This is a genomic window from Providencia sp. PROV130, from assembly GCF_028482225.1.
Lineage (GTDB): Bacteria > Pseudomonadota > Gammaproteobacteria > Enterobacterales > Enterobacteriaceae > Providencia > Providencia rettgeri.
Genome location: NZ_JAMPQC010000005.1, coordinates 155,893 through 175,373 on the forward strand (window position 1 = coordinate 155,893; position 19,481 = coordinate 175,373).

The following is a 19,481-nucleotide window of genomic DNA, read 5'->3' on the forward strand; positions in this document are numbered from 1 at the left end:
ACCTCACTTTCATTCTTTTCTGATTGCATAAGCGATAAGGCTCTTATATTTTTAACCCAAATCACTGATCATGGGTTAAAAGGTACCAATATGACCATCACACTTATCGTTGTATTTGTTTTACTCTTATTGGCCATAGGTTGGGGGATCTCTATCTATAACCGCCTGATCAATACCCGTAATCAAGTCAGCAATCAATTTGCCAATATTGATGTTATTTTAAAGCAAAGAGCAGATCAGATTCCGCAGCTAGTCACTATTACGGAAAAAGCGATGGAACATGAAAAAGCGTTATTTACCTCATTAAGTGATGCACGCCAACGCTATTTCAATGCCCAAAATATGAATGAAAAAATCGCAGCATCGAATGAAATGAACCGTGTACTGGGTAACCTTGTAGCCATTGCGGAAAATTACCCTACCCTCATTTCTGGTGAGCAATTTACCCAATTACAAATCGCTTTAAGTGACGTTGAAAATAAAATAGCCCAACGACGTGAAGGCTTTAACGACGCAACAACAGAGTATAATACTGCAATACAAATGTTCCCTGATAGCCTAATTGCTAATGCCTTTCGTTTTTCAGCACTGCCATTACTTGATATTTCTGAAGATGAAAAAAAATATCAAGGCGTCCAGTTTAAATAATGTCAGCCTAAAGGTATTAATGCGTGAATATGTATTTTTTACTCGGAGCCGCCATTGGTGCTTTCATTTTATTTATCGATAACAAGTTCTCGGTAAATAAAAAAGTAAACTGGGGGATCATTCCTTTTATCAGTGTTGCTTGTGGTATGTGGTACTCACTCTCACCTTCTACCCGTGATTATGTCAGTATCATTTATTATGTCGTTGTACTGGTCATCACCTTTTTTATTACTCGTAGTGCCGTCAATTCTAGCAAAGTAGCCTATCAACGTTACCAGCGCTTACAAAATGAAGGCTCATCAAAATTTAGTGCGTTTCTTAGAGTCCTTGTGGGAATGCTGATCGCCACTTGCCTATTTGCTGGGATCTTTATCGACATGCGCGTATTTTTTATCGCGTTTGTCTTAGCTTTCGTATTTAAAGCAATTGAAAATACACCAACCAAGCGCTTCTTAAAATTCCAGAAAAACCTCGCCACCTCTAAAATACGCTCAATGGCGATGGGGCTTGTGGAAGTTGAAGGGAAAATCACGGCGGGCACGTCCATTAAAAGCCAGCTAGGTAATAAAACCTGCTATGGCTCCTTTTATTTTGAATATTCCATATCAAAAGATAAAGACGGTAAAAAAAGCTATACCTTACAAAGTAGTAAGTGCAATATGCACAGCTTTACCCTAACGGATGATACGGGCTCTGTTAAAGTAGAATGTGACCCTGATTATTTCGTTTACCCGGGCTTAGAGCCGCATATGGATGTTGAAAGCGGTAATCGCCGTTATACAGAGTATTTACTTGAAGCAAACCGCAGTTATTTATTAATTGGTACAGCAGACGCTAACGAAAAAGGCGAATCGATTATTATACGTAAAGCACCTCATATGCTATTAGGCATCTCCCCCTCGGACTATGTCGTTCGTTGGAACAAAACGGGTCCATTACGTCGAAACTTAGCCATTACCGCCATGATTGCGCTTCTACTGATTGGTGTCATTTTAGTGACCCCAATGGATTACCAAAATGGCCAGCTGAATATGCATTTCGACCAAATCGCATTATTTGATGGTAATGACTAACATGGAAAAGCTTATTTTTTTCATCATCATCGCGGTTATTAGCTATATTTTTATACGCTATCTTATTAATATTTATAATAATATTGTATTTTTAAAAAACAATTGTCATAAAGCGTTTTCTAATATTGATGTATTGCTAAAGAAGCAAGTTGAATTAGTGCCGGTATTAACTCACGTTGCAGATAAAGCGATGGCACATGAAAAGCAGCTATTTAGTGAATTAGTGGCCAGCCGCCAGCGTTATTTATCCAGTACTGACATTGGAACCAAAGTCGATACCGCAAATCAGCTGCCAGCGAAAATAAAGCCACTGATTGCGGTTGCAGAAAACTACCCAGCACTAATTAGCAAAGCAGTCCTAATGGAATTACAAACCCAAGTAAAACATATTGAAGACCAAATTGCAGACCGACGTGAATTTTTCAACCAAACCGTCACACTCTACAATACGGATATTCATGTTTTCCCTAATCTGATTTTTGCCCGATTATTTCGTTTTAAAGATATCCCCCTACTCTACTCTAAATAATTCGAGTTGCAGGTAGGCGACAAAGGAAGATAGGCCGATGAGCATACACGAGTATGTGATTCGGCTAGCTGAGTGTAGTCAACACCCTTGCAACTTGAAGTATGGCGAGTATATAGCAAACAGGAGCGTTTATAATGATAAGTATCCCTTTCTCTTGGTTTGGTTTCACGGATTGGCTCATTGAACAAGAGGCAGGGCTTATCATTATGTTTGCGACATTCGGTACACTACTTTTAACTGTTGCCGTCCTGATCATCCTCAATATATTCGGCTTAAAAAAGTACTCGCTCTATATTGCAGGTGCTTTATTTTGTTCTGTTTTCATTAGTATGATGGTCATGATCCCACTGTTGCTCCTTTTCAGTATCGAGAACTCAATTAAGTTACAGCTTGTTTGGCTGGTGATCGTTGCCAGTTGCTTAATTTCATTTTTAAGCAACCGACACTATTTAGATATCTACTTCAATTCCATTGCAAAGAAAGTGAATAAAGAAGTCAAAAAACAAAATAAGAAACGTAAAAAGTAGTACCGGATCTATTTATCTTAAACTCGCTCTGTTTCTAATCGCTGCATATAGCGGTAATGTGAAAATGTCACTAACAGCGCAATAAAGGCAATTAATGCCCCTAATATAAACCCACCGGAATAGCCTACCACTGCGGTTAAACCGACAAGCATCATCGAACTGGCTAATTCACCAATATCACGGGTACTTTGTACTGCAGTCATATCCGTTCCTGCTTGCTGATAGCGCGATGCAAATTGCATCCCAGCCGTCATTATCGCGACTGATGTGACCCCCGCAGATAACGAACCAAATGTAATACACAGTGCAACTAAAGAAATAGAAACACCATTAGTGGATTGCAACAGCCATAACAATGAAGATAACAAAGCAAATAACAGACCAAATGAGAAAGCACGCCACACACCGATTTTACCGATTAACCACGCTCCACCACCACAGCCTAGGAGTAATGTGACCATCCCCCCTGCCATGCCCATTTTACCAATTTGCGCTAATGACCAACCCGCATCATTTAGGAATAATTTGGCTAAACCAAAACCGGAAACAGCTGTCACCGCAGAAAGCAAAGTTAATAACAATAAACGCGGAGCACCACGACGTTTTACGGTTTTTAATAGGCTCGCTTTCTCGTTTATTTCCTGTGTTATTGATGGAGTTTTTAATGGACACACACTAATAAACAATAAACTGAGTAACGGCACGCTGGCTAAAACCCCCAAAGCAAGGTGTTGGCCTAAACTTTCACTCATGATCATCAACCCTGCGCCACCAATAAAAAAGCCCGCCATCACTCCTGCTATCTGTACTGCATTGATCTTTGATAACATTGTGCCACTGACCTGCTCCGCAGCCATACCATCTGTTGCAATATCTTGGGTAGCACTGGCAAGGGAAGCGGCAAACAACAATGCAATGCAGGGTAAAGCATTCTCAACCGATAACCCGATGGTGCTTAGTGCGAACATCGTTATCGTGACAATAATTTGCATTGGAATAATCCAACTTTTACGGCGACCTAAACGGTTCCCCCAGTGGTTATCAACAAACGAAGCCCATAAAAATTTCACCACCCATGGCAAACCAACTAATGGCAAAAAAGCTAATGCTTTCAGTTCGCCTCCGTCATGGCGTAAAAAAGTAGGCAACGCATCCATTGCTATCCCCATCGGTATCCCTTGCGCAAGATAAAGTAACCCCAACGTCACCACTAACTGTTTATTTTGTAATAGATCTTTCATACTCACTCCGCGCACGTTTTGCTGTGCCTGACAATTTTCGACAACCGAATAAAATACATAAAAGCCCTATTCCGCCACATAACAAAACGAGATTGATACGAGAAAAAGGCAACGAACTAAACAGATAGGAGGCTATAAATACGGATAGCAACAAAACAGCAGAGAATAAAAGGCATACCTGCAAGCTCAACTGTGCATTTTTGCAGAGTAAACTCGCTATACATGCTATCCCCCAGCCCAAAAAAAAGTGTATTGGTAGCAAAGCAGTGAACCATGGCACTGCCGCTAATAGTGCACATGCGGACAACAGCAATCCACCACAACTGCCCACAATGAACCTTGCCGCTAGGCTATGATTTCTTTTCCAACACCACATAGCTAGGCCAACAGAAACCAATATCAGCCCACTCACCCCTGCAGTAAAATGCAGATAACTCAATGTATTACTTATTTTAGGTAACCATTGATATTGCCCATAATGCAAAGGTTGGATGGCGATAAAAGCACGTGTCCAAATACCTTGCTGTGCAGAATCCCGCACTGCAACTAACTGGCGCTTTTTACTATCAAATTGATATTGTTCGAAGTTAGAGGTAGATAACTGTCCATTACGCACACCGCCAATCACCCACGTATCACCTTGCTTGAACAAGGTTTGAGGTATAAAGCTAGGGACTGTTTGCTGTAATGCACTGATTGCCGCAGTAATCGAGCTTTCAGCCACGAGAACTGGTGTTTTCAGTGGCTTAAACTCGCCCATCAAGGTTTTCATGATAATTTGTGGATTATCTGATGCAGCCCTTTCACCAAGAGAAACCGTTCCTAGCGCCCCTAGTCCTGATAATGCTCCGGTAAACGCAAATAAAACCAGCCACGGATAACACCATAGGCCAAGCCAGCTATGTAAATCATGGAGAAACACTCTCAAGTGTGTAACGCGCGGCAAGCGCACCATTGTGGATATTCTGCGGCGTTGTATCACTAGCCCTGTGATTAACAAAACGGCGAATGCAAAACCAAATAAACTGATAAAAACTCGCCCAGGAAAATCCATAAATAAGTTTTTATGTAATGTTACTAGCCACATTGTCGGGCTGTTTAAGGCAACCAATTCACCGTTAATCGCGCTATAGCTTAATTCACATCTTCCCATGCCTTGGCAAAAAGTGATCTCAGGATTATGCGGCTCAGGCAGTTGGATCATGGTTGCACTTGGTTGTAACGCAAGGAGCTGTTCGAGTGGTAATAACTCACCTGAAAGTGGCACATTGTTCCACCATAACCGCAATGCATCACTACCTAAGCTCCAACACCCCGTGAATAGGATCACAAACAGAAAAACGCCAAATAGCGCCCCCGCACTGCGATGTAATTGGTCTAAACGACGAGTGAGAGGCGGTTTATGCTTCATACCCACCCCGCCATCATTAAAAAAAGCGGCAATAGCCACCAGCTATAGCTACGTACTAATAATTTTCGCCAATTTAGTGCACTGAAGTTATAAACCAATAATCCCATCGTGGTGATAACGCTTAGAAATATGGCACCATATAAGCGTTCGAGCGGATCTGCTGATGGATAAAAACGTGCTATCAACATCGATAGCACGATCCCACCGATCAACGTGCCAATAACTGCTAGGCAACTCACTAATTTCATTAGAAATCAGCCTTCAGTGTAAACATCACATTGCGCGGATCACCATAACGGTTATTCCACTGTGGCGAGAACAGCCCTGAGTAGTAACGGCGGTCAAATAGGTTATTAATGTTAACCGCAGCCGTCCATGTTTCATCGATTTGGTAGCCTAAACGCGCGTTAAAAATCGCATAACCGCCTTGGCGTAAAGTCACATTACCGTTACTTGTACTGTATGCACTTTGAGCTTGCATACCACCGCCCAAGCTCCATTTGCGCTCATTCCAAGGCAAGTCATAGTTCGACCAAACTCGCAACATATGTCGCGGGGTCAATGTGTTATAGGAATCGCCTTTGTTCTGGCTGTCATCACGATATTTGGTATCCGTATAGGTGTAACCCACTGATACATCCCAAAATGGTGTTAGATAGCCAATCCCTTCCAATTCAAATCCTTGACTACGTACTTTCCCACCGCTGATAAAGTAATTATTAAACCCGCCGGTCGGGTGTGCAGGGTCAATTTGTGGGTTATTTTTAATATCAATTTGGTAAATAGCACCTGATAGATTTAATCCGCCATTGAATAGTGCGCCTTTGACACCCGTTTCAAGCGTTTGCCCTTCAACAGGTTTGAGCATTTTTCCGCTCCACGTTTTCCCTGTTTGTGGCTGATAAACTGTTGAATAGCTGCTATACCATGACCATTGCGGCGTAAAATCCCAAATCACACCACCGTAGGGAGTAAGGCGGCCATTTTCAGTGAAGTTTGCTGTTGGTGTTTTCACATCCCACCAGCTATCACGCACCCCCGCAATAACAGTAACAGGTTCGATCACTTTGATACGTCCCATCCCGTATAGATCCTTTTGTGTCGTTTTGGTTGGCCCTGCGGAGCTATAAGCGCCAACATTAGGTTTTGGTACACTGTGAGGGTCCCAACGATACACGTTCACTGGCACATTTAAGGCGGGGTCTAAATCTGCGCTATATTGCTTTTCACTAGCATGAGAATAACTTGCACCGACAACCACATCATGGGTTAACCCCCATGCGTCTACTTTACCGTTTAAACTGGTATCTAAGCTGGTTTGTTCGTTACGGAATTTATACGCTCCCCCCATTAACATTGCGCCATCACCAGTTACAGGGTCGATATTTCCCCATGCTCCTGCGTACAATAATCGGGCATTTACATGTTGATACTCTGCGTTAAGCTTATATTGCCAATCATCATTGATTTTATGTTCAATACCCGCAAATGAACGGGAGGTGTCCCACTTGAAGCGGTCCCAATCCACATCTAAATAGGTTTTACGCGGTAGATGTAAATCACTGCCATCTTTACCGAAAGGAACACCCGCCATATTGGTAACAGAATCAATCGTTTGGAATTGTGCCCCCATACGCAGTAAAGTATCTGGGGTAATATCGATGTCAACAGTACCGTACATCAACCGTGTTTGTTGGTCAGAAACATCATAAAAATAGTCTTTATCTTCCCATGCCATGACAAACCGCCCACGCACTGAACCTGATTGATTCAGTAATCCCCCAACATCCACCTCTCCACGATAACGATTCCAACTTCCCGCACTTAAACTGAACTTGGCCATATTTTCTTTTGGCGCATGTTTTCTTACCATATTGACAGTTGCGGCGGGGTTTCCCATACCATGTAAAAGGCCGTTCGACCCACGAAGAATTTCAACCCGCTCATATACCGCCATATCTTGAGGAGAACTAGCCATGTTTCCTAATAGCGCTGGCACACCATCAATTTCAAATGAGTCAATCTGGAAGCCACGCACATAATAAGCCGTTGTTAACTTCACATAGGGCGCACTGGTTACCCCTGTTGCACGTTGCATTACATCATCAAGCGTTTGTAGGTTTTGTTTTTCAATTTGCTCTCTATCAATCACGCTAACAGATTGCGCCACTTCCCGTGGTTTAAGAGCCATTTTGCCAAGTGTTGTCACCCCCGGTGCAACATAGTCATCATCAGTCTCTGAGGATGCGGTCACTTGTATAACATCCTGTTTCGGTTGCATAGGTGCTGCATTCACCATCGCAGACCAACTCACTGTTGCACACAAAAGGGCACAAGGTGTTAAGCGGAATTTTCCGCGTGACTTAATGTTATAAACGGACAGCATTTCCCACCCTAAAAAAGTTAAATGATAATTGTTATCAATTTAACAATTAATGTGATGGGATACTTTCGACCGCCGGAATTTGTCTATCGTTATCCGGCGTACACACTGTTATTTTTTGAGTTGATTAGGTGAAATACCAAAGCGTTTGCGAAATGCAACGGAGAAATGAGCGGGGGTATAGCCGACTTGGTAAGCCACTGTTGAGATATTTGCATCATTCATACTCAATAGTTGGAAAGCTGTTTCCAAGCGGGTCTCCTGCAACCAGCCATAAATACTATTGCCAAATAATTGGCGAAAGCCTTGCGTGAGTTTACGGGTATTGACCCCTAACCGTTTAGCTAATTCATCTAAACTGGGTGGAGATTCCATTTCCTGAATCAATATAGTTTTTGCCATATGCAAGATATCAATATCTCTCTGGCGCAATACGCTAATAACAGGCGTATTTGTATGAGATAGCGAATGATGTAAGCATAGTGCCGTAATTTCAGACACTTTAGCGCTCAAATAGAGTTGGCGTAATGACGAATGAGTCGGGCAAGCAAATAACTGATGAGTGATCGCCAGTACACTCGGTGGAATAACCAACTGTAATAGCTTTGGGGAACGAGGATGATAGCAAGTATCTGGTAAACTTAATTGTTGCATTTCCAACCATTCAGGAGAAATATCTATCATGGTGTATTTCATGGTTTGCTGACCATAAAATTGATTATTCAATAGATAATTTTGCGGACTGCTCGATAAAATCAAAGAAGGTGAATTGACCTCAACATTTTGTCCCGCACTACTACGGCAACCCATTGCCCCTTGATGGATAGCCACAATTTTGAGCCCAGCGGCTTGTTCTTCTTCAATACCTAAATCACGGTTAATCAGAAACTCACCGCGGCGGATCCGGATAAATTCACCAACAGATTGTTCTTCACGGGCTGAATGTGCTTGTGTGAATTTATCTTCAATACGCTGCTGCATAGGGCTCTTACCTAGACGAATAAATAAACAGTTATAGTGGCAAAAAAACACAAAGATAACAATAATTATCATTCGCAATAAACAAAGAGGAGATTAATTATCTTAAATTGAAGATTTGACTATAGCTTTTAGGGTTCAAACGCAAATAAAGAATCAATGTTACTAATACAAAGACCACATGCATTGCCCATACCCATGTAAAACCCTGACTGACTTGATGCAACCAAGCCGCCGCTAATGGCCCAAATGCCGCAATAATAAAGCCACCAGCCTGCATTAACGAAGTCAATGCGCCTGCGCTGACGGGATGAGGCAGATGGTCTAAAGCGGTAATAATACTAAGTGCAAAGCAGCCGCCTAACCCCATACCTAATAGTGCCACCCACAAAAGTGGCACATCGCTGGCAAACAGCATCAGACCAGAAAAACCAAGTGCTTGGCAACTGAGCGTAATAATCAGCCAAAAGCGACGATCAATATTATGCGAAGCAAATACAGGGATCATTAGCGCAGATAACGCCTGAAACACCGTTAATATGGCAACAAACGTGCCACTTTGTGCAGCACTCATTCCCTGCTCTTGGAAAAAAGGTGCCAACCAAGTCACTACGGTACCATAACCCGCATTAATCAGCCCAAAACCTGCCATCAACAACCATGCTCTCGGCTTTCGTAAGAACGTCAATACTGAGACCGATTCCACTTTTGAACTCCGCTCTGTATGTACATTCGCCCAAATAGCCAACAACGCGAGCAAAGCTGGGAAGGCAAGCCATGCTAAAGCACTCTGCCAGTGGCCTGTTATTTTCTCAACCAAAGGCGTTAGCTGTGCACCAATTGCTCCCCCCGCCATTAACGTGGCTGAATACAAACCTGTCATCATCGCCATTTTTTGGGGGAAATTCGCTTTAATGAGCCCAGGAAATACCGACTGAATATAAGCTGCCCCCACACCACATAAAAAAGCGGTTAATAATAAAGCCGCACCATCAACAACAAAGTAACGAGCGAGTGAACCGACTAGCAGTAATAGCATTGCAGTACTGAGCCCGGCACGTTCGCCTATACGTTGGTTTAACATCGGCACAACCAATGCCCCAACCCCCATCAACAACATGGGTAACAACGTTAAAAGCGAAATGCTTTGATAACTCATTCCTGTCGTTTGAATGATATTGTCGATAACGGGCCCTGGGCCCGTCATAAAGGGCCGTAAATTCAACCCGACTAAGACAATGGTTAGTATCAACGCCAACGAAGATGAGGCTGTTTTACTCATTTAGATTGCCGTTCCCACCACTGTTGGTACAGGGTACTGCGCGTTTCATCATTAGGCTTTAATTGTTCAAACCGTAAACCTGATTGTTGTTCAGGAGCAACTCTCAGCGCTTTGGCAATGGCATCCGTAGAAAGCCCAAAAGGTGCGGCATCATCGTTTGAATAGGCGTAAACGACCCGAGAGATACCCGCCATTCGCATGGCAGCAAGGCACATAGGACAAGGCTGCCCACTCGCATAAACCACACAGTCATCTAATTTCACACGGCTTAATTTTTGCCCAGCCTGACGCAGCGCCATCAGCTCCGCATGGGCAGTTGGGTCATTGAGTTCAAGCATCTGGTTGACGCCACTTGCAACGACTTGCCCATCACAGACAACAATTGCGCCAAAAGGTCGTCCGCCAGCTTGCACGTTTTCCATTGCTAAGTTGATAGCTTGTTGCAAAAATTGCGTATCCGACATTATTTCGCTCCTGAATTCTCAAGAATTTCAATCAAATTACGGTAACCTTTACTTTTTGCCAACGTCAACGGTGATATCCCCGAGCCATCAGCTAAATTGACATCTGCGCCGCCCTTAATTAATTCAGTGACAATTTGTGCGTACTTATCGCTACCATCACCCAAAATAATCGCTTCAATCAGTGCAGTCCAACCCAACCGATTAACGTGATTCACATCAACCCCTGCATCAATCAAGGTTTTGACTGTCGTTACGTGTCCGCGTTCTGCTGCAGGGATCAACGCAGTTCCCCCGTAGCGATTAGTGCTTTTCAAGTCAGCGCCATGTTGTAGGGTTAATACGAGTATCTCTTGTAAACCACGCGCTCCTGCGTACAAATAAGGGGAATCTTGCATATTATCGCGTGCATTAACATCTGCGCCTTGCTCTATCAAAAAACGGGCAACTTCAATATGGTTTTCATGGGTTGCCGCCATCAACGCAGTACGTTGGCGTAAATCGCGCTGTTCAATATTCGCACCTTGCTCAACCAAGGATTTAACGCCTTGTAGATTCCCTTGCTCAGCCAATGGCACCAAAGAATCAAGTTGTGGATTCGCCATACCTTTCACCATAAATGCCAACGAAATCATAAGAATGCTAACTAAGTGAACCAACCATTTCGCACGTAAAAAGAATGTTTTCATGATTAATCTCCCCGATGACTCTTTAATCTACTGAAAAAGTATGCTATTTAAAAATTAAATAACTAAATGGTAGGTATTTATAAAATGAATCCATTACTTAATCTTGTTTTGTTGAAAACCTTTGTCACTGTTGCTGAAACAGGGAATTTCACCGTGGCTTCACAGCATTTAAATTCAACGCAATCAACATTGAGCCAGCAGATTCAACGGCTAGAAACTTTAGTCGGCCAGCCTTTATTCGTTCGGGGACACCGCATACTCACCTTAACCGAAACGGGTGAAGTTTTGTTGAGTTATGCAAAAAATATCTTAGTGCTCAATGATACCTTCTTTATGAAAATCACTGGCAATGCAGTAATTCAAACTATTCGGCTCGGTTTTCCGGAAGATCTCGCTTCTGGCCAAGTTACCCCAACACTTGCTGCATTTATGCAAGCTAATCCCAATGTGCGATTAGAAGTCACAAGTGGCCTAAGCCGTCAGCTTCATCAGCGCTACCAACATGGTGAGTTAGATTTAATTATTGTGAAACAGAAAAAAGGCGAATTTAAAAGTGATTACCATTGGCCTGAACCATTATGTTGGCTAATGAGCAACCAATATAAACACTGCAATAATGATTCCGTACCCTTGGTAGTTTTTCCTGAAAATGGTCTGTATCGTAATGATATGTTTAAGTTATTAGACAATGAACAACGCCCTTGGCACATAACTTATACTTGTTCTAGCCTCGCGGGCATTCAAAGTGCGATCGCCGACGGGTTAGGTGTCAGCTTATTACCTTTGCGAGCAAAGCTGCCTCAACATCGAATTTTAACAGAAGAAGACGGTTTCCCTGCCGCTCAAGAAATGGAAATTGCCATGCATTTCCACGCAAATACTTCGGATACTGTTACTCAGCTAGCCGAGAAACTGGCACAGAAATTGGGAGAGCGCGAGTGATGCATAAACTGATTGAATTAGAAAAAAAATTACATAACAGTTCTAACCGACAGAATAGTCATTTTCTTCGTGAGATATTACATGCGGATTTTTTTGAATTTGGTCGTTCTGGGGGAACCAGTGATAAGCGAGATACGCTTTTGTCATTGGCAAATGAAATGGAAACATCTATTTATTCAGAAAATTATCACTGCTCATTCTTGAGCGATAATACCGTGTTAATGACCTATACCAGCTTTGAATTACACCATAGTAAAAAAATCAAACTCACCCACCGTTCATCTATTTGGCTAAAAAATTCAGAAAACCAATGGCAGTTGCGGTTTCATCAAGGAACCCCGATATAACTCTCTACTAAAAAATTTGAAACCTACTGAAAAACAGCAACCTCCATTTGAAGACTGCTGTTTTTTATTGACGATTACTTATCAAAATAACCCGCTCGGATAGATGCCCCAATAAGGTTCACAACGAAGCGCCCGGCAGTCACCCCCGTTAGCTTAGATGGAATATCCTTGGCTGGGGTAATTTCCACAATATCCATACCAACAACGCGCCCCTTTTTCACTAAACCGTGAATTAGGCTGCGAGCTTGCAAATAGGTCACCCCACCTGGAGCCGGGCCATCAACTCCAGGCATGATACTTGGGTCAATGCCATCCGCATCAATACTAATATAGTAGTTCGAATTATCAGGGATCCGGTCTAAAATGGCTTGCATTCCAACCTCATGCAATTCATAGGCTGGAATAACATGCGCCCCATGGTCTTTAGCCGCTTGGTAATCCGCTGGGCGCCCACTACCTTGTGCACGTAAACCGATTTGGAAAATTTCACCTATATGTTTCATTTCTGAAGCGCGGCGGATCGGGCTTGAAAGGCCAGTATCGACACCATTAACCTCTTCACGCCAATCTAAATGTGCATCAATATGTACAAGTGTAATCGGCCCTATTTCATCAAATCCCTGCAAAATAGGCGTTGTGATCCCATGATCGCCCCCTAAAACAATAGGAAGTGCCTTAGCTCTTAGTAATTGCCGAATCGCCTCAGCCGCGCGTTGATGATGTTCCCCCAAAGGCTTTGATAAATCAGGAATAACATCACCACAGTCAACAAATTTAATATCTTTTCGACCTTGTAGTAGTGGCCCATCAATATCAAAATCATAATGATCTGGATGCCTAACAATTCGGTCACTCATATCACGTAAATATTGTGGAGCTCGAGATTGGTCATTGGTAAATGCATGGGCACTATAAGCAGAACTAAATGGCATCCCTAGTATGGCAATATCCGCTTCAATGCCGGCCAATTCAGTCACTAATTCTGAATATAAAAATGTTTTATGGCCAACATGTGGGGGTGTCGTTAATTTTTTCATACCAACTATTCCTTCTTAGATTTAGTTTTATTTCTTTTATTTTTTATTTCTTAGCCACCAAATGTGTTAGCTAGGAATACAAATAGAGGGACGCCAACAATATCCGTTAATACTGTTCCAGCAATTGGAATAATGATGAATGCTTTTCGTGAGAATAACCCATATTTATTACAAATAGCGTCCATAACCACTAAGCCATTTGGTGTTGCACCTAAACCATGTCCAATAAAACCAGCGGACATAACAGCGGCATCATAGTTTTTACCTAATGCACGGTAAACAACGAATATAGCAACTAATATTGTTGTAATAACCTGAGATATTAATATAATCGTTAGTGGTAAGGCTAACTCATATAATTCCCAAAGTTTTAACTTCATCATTGCCATCACTAAAAACATTTCTAGTGATAGAGTAGAAATTAACACTACTGTATTACGAGATATTTTAATTATCGGCTTTCTTTCATTAATTGAATGAAATACAACACCAACAAATAAACTAAAAATATGGCCGGGAATGGTAAAGCCCGTTGCTGTGCTTATCCATTTCGCTGTCGGCATTCCGATAGCAAGTATGCTTAAAATAACCGCCCCTGTAATAATACATTGTTGGGCTGTAATTTTATCTTCTGTGCTGTTACTTTCCGCTAAATTTTCTAAATCAACATGGTCAGTTTCAATTTTTAATTTATTTTTTTGAATCAACCAGTTCCCAACTGGCCCTCCTAGAATTGACCCTGCAATCAAACCAAACGTTGAAGCCGCTAACCCAACATTCAGAGCTTGGTCGTGACCAAAGGATTCAATCAGTGGTGCTAAAGATGCCGCCATACCATGACCACCCTGCATCGAGGCTTGGCCTGCCATCATGGCAACTAATGGCTCAATATCTAAAATATATGATAAACCAATGCTGACGCCATTTTGCATAAATGCCAGTCCCCAGCAAATTACCATATAAATCAGTAATATTTTTCCACCGCTCACTAATAGTTTAACACCTGTCATTAAACCAATTGTGACGAAGAATACATACATCGATAAGTCATATAATGTGTTATCAAAATTAAGTTCTACAATATTAAATTGATACGCTAACCACATTACAATAGAAAACATAAACCCGCCGATAACAGGGCTAGGAATTGAATACTTCATAAAAAATGGGAATTTTTTTATAATTACATTGCTAGCGATTAATAATAAAGCCCCTAATGCTGTAAATGTAATCATATCTAATTTTATTGTTAACAATTCATCTGTGACCATAAATTAGAATCCTTTTGTATTTATATATATTTGGATTAATTATTATTTTGTGGCGCCACTTTGGTAATAATCTATTAACAACTACAACTTTAAGATATACGTATCTGATAAGAATAAAAGTGATATTTTTGATCCTATGGTTTCATAAAATGAAACCTTTTATAGAAAACAAAAATAATTTTAATAATTAAAATAAAACAGCATTATTTATGTCATTTGTATCCCAACAAAAATTAAGCTAGATTAGCATTTAGTGATTCATTTCACGTAATAGGTATAAATATGCATAATAAAAAACTAACGGAAAAAGACTTAAAATCATTACGTGTTTTTACTTCCGTTGCAGAAGTCGGTGGCTTTACCATTGCAGAAAAAAAATTAAATATGTCAAAAGCGTCGATAAGCCGCCATATTCGTGAAATTGAAGAAAAACTCGGTGTCCAATTATGTGAAAGAGGACCTTCAGGCTTTAAGCTAACTGAATCAGGTTTATTTGTGATAGAAAAAGCCAATACTGCTTTGAAAGCATTAGATAATATCAAAACTGAAGTTGATGAACGCCATGGGATTTTATCTGGCACATTAGTTATTGGTGTTATTGAACATATTTTAACGGATCCACTCTGCCATTTATCAGCCACTATCACTCAATTTACCCAAGAGGCACCTAATGTCAAATTAGAGCTAAGCATACTCAACCATAATCAATTAAATAAAGCGCTTAGCGACAGAACAATTCAAATCGGTATTCGGGGGCAATATCACGAAAACAGCCGTTATAATTATCAATTCTTATTTATAGAAAACCATAAGCTTTATGTTTCTGCCAATACCGCCAGTAACAAACATAATCTAGCATTGGTTTATCGGCCACATCCATTCACTGAAAGTATTTTAGCATCGGGTGAATTTAGTCGAGGTCCTGAGGCCGCTGGCCTTGAGGCCGTTGCCACTTTTATCGCTTCAGGTCACTATGTCGGAATTCTGCCCGAGAACTATGCCTCCCATATTAATTTTCGCCACTCACTAATAGAAATGAACGATTCCCCTGTTTTTCATAACCGCATATGTGCGATCACTGAGGCCAGTAAACCTCTAACACAAAGTGAAGCGCTATTTTTAAAACTACTTTCACAATTAAGTGAAACTCCGCTATCTACATGACTAAAAAATCCCCCAGCAAGTCACCTCACTGGGGGATTCATCACAAGAAACTTAATGCGTGTTAATTACAGAACGTCAACACAGTTCAGTTCTTTAAATGCTTGCTCTAAACGAACAATCATTGATTCTTCAGATTTACGTAGCCATACACGTGGGTCATAATATTTTTTATTAGGCTTATCCGCACCTTCTGGGTTACCTAATTGGCCTTGTAAATAGCCTTCGTTCTTTTTGTAGTACTGTAAAATACCATCCCAAGCAGCCCACTGAGTATCAGTATCGATGTTCATTTTAATAACACCGTAGCTTACTGCTTCTTTGATTTCAGCAGCACTTGAGCCAGAACCACCGTGGAATACGAAGTCTAAGCTGTTGTGTGGCAGGTTATATTTTTCTGAAACGTAATCTTGTGAATTACGCAGAATTTTTGGCGTTAACTGAACGTTACCTGGCTTATAAACACCGTGAACGTTACCGAAAGATGCAGCGATAGTGAAACGTGGGCTCACCGCACTCAGTTTTTCGTAAGCGTATGCAACGTCTTCTGGCTGAGTGTACAGCTCAGAACTGTCCATACCCGTGTTATCAACACCATCTTCTTCACCACCTGTACAGCCTAATTCGATTTCTAATGTCATATCGATTTTAGCCATACGCGCTAAATATTTAGCACAGATCTCAATATTTTCTTCCAGTGTTTCTTCTGACAGGTCAATCATGTGAGAAGAGAACAGTGGTTTACCCGTTTTCGCGTAGTGTTTTTCACCTGCATCTAACAGGCCATCGATCCATGGCAGTAATTTTTTCGCACAGTGGTCGGTATGCAGAATAACAGGCACACCATAGTGCTCTGCCATTTGATGCACATGATAAGCGCCTGAAATTGCGCCTAAAATTGCTGCTTGTTGCCCTTCTGCTTTCAAACCTTTACCTGCGATGAATGCAGCACCGCCGTTTGAAAATTGAACAATAACTGGCGCACGCACTTTCGCGGCCGCTTCAAGTACGGCGTTAATTGAATCCGTACCAACACAGTTCACCGCTGGCAATGCAAAGTTATTTTCTTTAGCAACTGCGAAAACTTTCTGTACATCATCACCCGTGATAACACCCGGTTTAACAAAATCAAAAATTTTAGACATGTGAAAAGGTCCTGTGGTAAACAGGCAGCCTACGCTGCCTGTTGTGTATGAACAATTAATTACGCTTTAGCACGTTCTTCTAGCATCACAACAGCAGGGAGCTTTTTACCTTCAACGAACTCAAGGAAAGCACCGCCACCAGTAGAGATATATGAAATTTTGTCAGCGATATTGAATAAATCGATAGCGGCCAACGTATCACCACCACCCGCAATAGAGAATGCATCGCTGTCTGCAATCGCTTTTGCAACGATCTCGGTACCTTTACGGAAATTAGGGAACTCAAATACACCAACTGGGCCATTCCACAAAATGGTTTTCGCATTTTTCAGAATCTCAGCCAAGCGCTGTGCAGATTCGTCACCTAAATCCAGAATTTGTTCGTCGTCTTTAATCTCAGTACTTGCTTTCAATGTCGCTTCTGCGGTTTCTGAGAACTCAGTCGCAACACGAACATCAGTCGGTACTGGAATTTGGCAATGTGCCAGTAATTTTTTCGCTTCAGGGATTAAGTCTGCTTCATATAATGAGCGACCAACATTATTGCCTTCTGCTGCGATAAAGGTATTCGCAATACCGCCACCAACAATCAGTTGGTCTGCAATTTTAGATAGGGAATCTAATACAGTCAGTTTCGTTGATACTTTTGAACCGCCAACAATCGCAACCATTGGGCGAGCTGGGTTATCTAATGCTTTACCTAATGCTTCTAACTCACCACTTAGTAGTGGGCCAGCGCAAGCAACTGGAGAGAATTTAGCAACGCCATGTGTTGACGCTTGTGCACGATGAGCCGTACCGAATGCGTCCATGACATAAACATCACACAATGCAGCATATTGTTTTGACAGTGTTTCATCGTCTTTTTTCTCGCCTTTATTAAAGCGAACGTTTTCCAGCACAACTAACTCGCCAGCTTCGATTTCAACACCGTTAAGGTAGTCTTTAACTAAGCGGACTGGGTAATCCATTTTGTCAGCCAGATAGTCAACAACAGGTTGCAGTGAAAACTCTTCGTTGTACTCGCCTTCGGTCGGGCGACCAAGGTGAGAAGTGACCATGACTTTAGCGCCTTGTTTCAGAGCAGCTTCAATTGTTGGTAATGAAGCACGAATACGTGCATCAGAAGTAACTTTGCCATCTTTTACAGGAACGTTTAAGTCAGAACGGATGAATACGCGTTTACCCGCTAAGTCTAAATCGGTCATCTTAATTACAGACATGGTGAATCCTCTCGTTGATTCTCTATAAAGTTTCCATCAGCGACTGTGCAAAGCAATAAAGTTATCATGCCCTGCTGTCTGTCAGTCGCCAATTAGTTTAAACCTGTCGCTGCCATCGCTAATGTTGTATCTAGCATCCGGTTAGCAAACCCCCATTCGTTATCACACCAAACTAGGGTTTTAATTAAATGCTTACCACTAACTCGCGTTTGTGTACCATCAATAATAGCACTGTGTGGATCATGATTGAAATCCATCGAGACTAGCGGTAATTCAGTGTAATCCACTATACCACGAAAATGGCCTTGTGCCGCGTTTCGCAGTAGTTGGTTGACTTTATCAACACAAACATCGTTATGTACGGTAACACTCAAATCAATCGCTGTCACATTCGTCGTCGGTACACGGACAGAAATGGCTTCAAAATGGTCTTTAAATTTCGGAAAAATTCGCGTAATTCCTGCCGCTAACTTGGTATCAACAGGAATAATAGACTGACTCGCTGCACGAGTTCTGCGTAAATCTTTATGATAGGCATCGATAACAGGCTGGTCATTCATTGACGCATGAATCGTCGTCACGGTTCCCGATTCAATCGAAAAAGCCTCATCAAGCAATTTAATAATTGGAATAATACAATTGGTGGTGCAAGAAGCATTGGAAACAATCTTATCTTGAGCGGTTAAGCTTTCATGGTTAACACCATAAACGATAGTTGCATCAAGGTCATCAGCACCTGGGTGAGAAAATAACACTTTTTTCGCTCCTGCCGCTAAATGCAGTAAGCCGTCATCCCGTGAACCATAAACCCCACTACAATCTAAAACAACATCAATTCCCAATTCTTTCCAAGGTAACTCATGCAGCTCAGATTGGTGAAATAAGCGAATATTGTCATCACCAACTTGTAAAAGTGTTCCGTTAAGTCGTACATCCCAAGCAAAACGCCCATGGCTGGAATCATACTTCAGCAAATGTGCAATACCTTCAGGTTCAGCTAGTTCATTAACCGCCACCACGACAATTTCTGCCCGACGGCCTGATTCATACAACGCTCTTAGAACACTTCGACCAATGCGGCCAAAGCCATTTATTGCTACCCTGATTGCCATTCTACACCTTGTATCTGAGCA

20 protein-coding genes are annotated in these 19,481 nt (G+C 41.7%); 7 read left to right on the forward strand and 13 right to left on the reverse strand.

Annotation, left to right across the window (positions count from 1 at the left end):
* The first annotated feature begins 90 nt into the window (after positions 1–90).
* From PSF28_RS04640 to PSF28_RS04655, 4 genes are all read left to right on the forward strand, one after another.
* Positions 91–648 (forward strand): LemA family protein, encoded by a 558-nt coding sequence (locus tag PSF28_RS04640; protein ID WP_272684715.1) that lies wholly within the window; start codon positions 91–93, stop codon positions 646–648.
* Between the two features lie 29 nt (positions 649–677).
* The gene (locus PSF28_RS04645) at positions 678–1,721 is read left to right on the forward strand and encodes a hypothetical protein (RefSeq protein ID WP_272684771.1); all 1,044 of its coding nucleotides are present in this window, start codon (positions 678–680) and stop codon (positions 1,719–1,721) included.
* A gap of 1 nt (position 1,722) precedes the next feature.
* On the forward strand, positions 1,723–2,250 hold the full coding sequence (locus PSF28_RS04650) for a LemA family protein (RefSeq protein ID WP_210838565.1): 528 nt from the start codon (positions 1,723–1,725) through the stop codon (positions 2,248–2,250).
* 134 nt (positions 2,251–2,384) lie between these two features.
* On the forward strand, positions 2,385–2,777 hold the full coding sequence (locus PSF28_RS04655) for a hypothetical protein (protein ID WP_210838567.1): 393 nt from the start codon (positions 2,385–2,387) through the stop codon (positions 2,775–2,777).
* Between the two features lie 17 nt (positions 2,778–2,794).
* Here the strand turns inward: PSF28_RS04655 and PSF28_RS04660 are convergent, their stop codons facing one another.
* The 8 genes from PSF28_RS04660 to PSF28_RS04695 all read right to left on the reverse strand — a co-directional run bounded on the left by PSF28_RS04660 (position 2,795) and on the right by PSF28_RS04695 (position 11,222).
* Entirely contained in the window at positions 2,795–4,018 is a 1,224-nt protein-coding gene (locus PSF28_RS04660; RefSeq protein ID WP_210838569.1) for a RhtX/FptX family siderophore transporter, read from the reverse strand.
* Positions 3,996–5,429, reverse strand: coding sequence for a PepSY-associated TM helix domain-containing protein (locus PSF28_RS04665; protein WP_272684716.1), 1,434 nt, complete (start codon positions 5,427–5,429; stop codon positions 3,996–3,998). Before PSF28_RS04665 ends, PSF28_RS04660 begins: the two co-directional genes overlap by 23 nt.
* Positions 5,426–5,677, reverse strand: coding sequence for a hypothetical protein (locus tag PSF28_RS04670; protein ID WP_210838573.1), 252 nt, complete (start codon positions 5,675–5,677; stop codon positions 5,426–5,428). Before PSF28_RS04670 ends, PSF28_RS04665 begins: the two co-directional genes overlap by 4 nt.
* Positions 5,677–7,815: a TonB-dependent siderophore receptor gene (locus PSF28_RS04675; RefSeq protein ID WP_272684717.1), complete on the reverse strand. Its 2,139-nt coding sequence runs from the start codon at positions 7,813–7,815 to the stop codon at positions 5,677–5,679. Before PSF28_RS04675 ends, PSF28_RS04670 begins: the two co-directional genes overlap by 1 nt.
* A 108-nt stretch (positions 7,816–7,923) precedes the next feature.
* A complete protein-coding gene (locus tag PSF28_RS04680) occupies positions 7,924–8,793 on the reverse strand; it encodes a helix-turn-helix transcriptional regulator (RefSeq protein ID WP_210838577.1) in 870 nt (289 codons plus the stop codon).
* Positions 8,794–8,890: 97 nt separating this feature from the next.
* The gene (locus PSF28_RS04685) at positions 8,891–10,072 is read right to left on the reverse strand and encodes a cyanate transporter (protein WP_272684718.1); all 1,182 of its coding nucleotides are present in this window, start codon (positions 10,070–10,072) and stop codon (positions 8,891–8,893) included.
* Positions 10,069–10,536, reverse strand: coding sequence for a nucleoside deaminase (locus PSF28_RS04690; RefSeq protein WP_272684719.1), 468 nt, complete (start codon positions 10,534–10,536; stop codon positions 10,069–10,071). Before PSF28_RS04690 ends, PSF28_RS04685 begins: the two co-directional genes overlap by 4 nt.
* Positions 10,536–11,222 carry an ankyrin repeat domain-containing protein gene (locus PSF28_RS04695; RefSeq protein ID WP_210838583.1) on the reverse strand — a complete coding sequence of 229 codons (687 nt, stop codon included), beginning with the start codon at positions 11,220–11,222 and terminating at the stop codon, positions 10,536–10,538. Before PSF28_RS04695 ends, PSF28_RS04690 begins: the two co-directional genes overlap by 1 nt.
* An 84-nt stretch (positions 11,223–11,306) precedes the next feature.
* Between PSF28_RS04695 and PSF28_RS04700 the strand changes: the two genes are divergently transcribed.
* Together PSF28_RS04700 and PSF28_RS04705 are read left to right on the forward strand one after the other, a co-directional pair.
* Entirely contained in the window at positions 11,307–12,164 is an 858-nt protein-coding gene (locus PSF28_RS04700; RefSeq protein ID WP_247605397.1) for a LysR substrate-binding domain-containing protein, read from the forward strand.
* Complete coding sequence (locus tag PSF28_RS04705; RefSeq protein WP_272684720.1) at positions 12,164–12,511, forward strand: nuclear transport factor 2 family protein; 348 nt, start codon at positions 12,164–12,166, stop codon at positions 12,509–12,511. Before PSF28_RS04700 ends, PSF28_RS04705 begins: the two co-directional genes overlap by 1 nt.
* 74 nt (positions 12,512–12,585) lie before the next feature.
* On the opposite strand, the gene PSF28_RS04710 is transcribed toward PSF28_RS04705, so the two are convergent.
* Positions 12,586–13,548 (reverse strand): agmatinase, encoded by a 963-nt coding sequence (locus PSF28_RS04710; RefSeq protein WP_210838589.1) that lies wholly within the window; start codon positions 13,546–13,548, stop codon positions 12,586–12,588.
* Positions 13,549–13,598: 50 nt separating this feature from the next.
* On the reverse strand, positions 13,599–14,819 hold the full coding sequence (locus tag PSF28_RS04715; protein ID WP_272684721.1) for a sodium/glutamate symporter: 1,221 nt from the start codon (positions 14,817–14,819) through the stop codon (positions 13,599–13,601).
* Positions 14,820–15,101: 282 nt separating this feature from the next.
* Here PSF28_RS04715 and PSF28_RS04720 point away from each other — a divergent pair, with 282 nt between their 5' ends.
* Positions 15,102–15,983, forward strand: a complete 882-nt coding sequence (locus PSF28_RS04720; protein WP_210839978.1) for a LysR family transcriptional regulator — start codon at positions 15,102–15,104, stop codon at positions 15,981–15,983.
* Between the two features lie 65 nt (positions 15,984–16,048).
* Here PSF28_RS04720 and fbaA read toward each other — a convergent pair whose 3' ends face one another.
* The 3 genes from fbaA to epd all read right to left on the reverse strand — a co-directional run bounded on the left by fbaA (position 16,049) and on the right by epd (position 19,460).
* Positions 16,049–17,125: a class II fructose-bisphosphate aldolase gene (gene fbaA, locus PSF28_RS04725; protein WP_272665554.1), complete on the reverse strand. Its 1,077-nt coding sequence runs from the start codon at positions 17,123–17,125 to the stop codon at positions 16,049–16,051.
* 59 nt (positions 17,126–17,184) lie between these two features.
* The gene (gene pgk, locus PSF28_RS04730) at positions 17,185–18,348 is read right to left on the reverse strand and encodes a phosphoglycerate kinase (protein WP_210839980.1); all 1,164 of its coding nucleotides are present in this window, start codon (positions 18,346–18,348) and stop codon (positions 17,185–17,187) included.
* 92 nt (positions 18,349–18,440) lie between these two features.
* On the reverse strand, positions 18,441–19,460 hold the full coding sequence (epd, locus tag PSF28_RS04735) for an erythrose-4-phosphate dehydrogenase (RefSeq protein ID WP_210839982.1): 1,020 nt from the start codon (positions 19,458–19,460) through the stop codon (positions 18,441–18,443).
* Positions 19,461–19,481 lie beyond the last annotated feature (21 nt).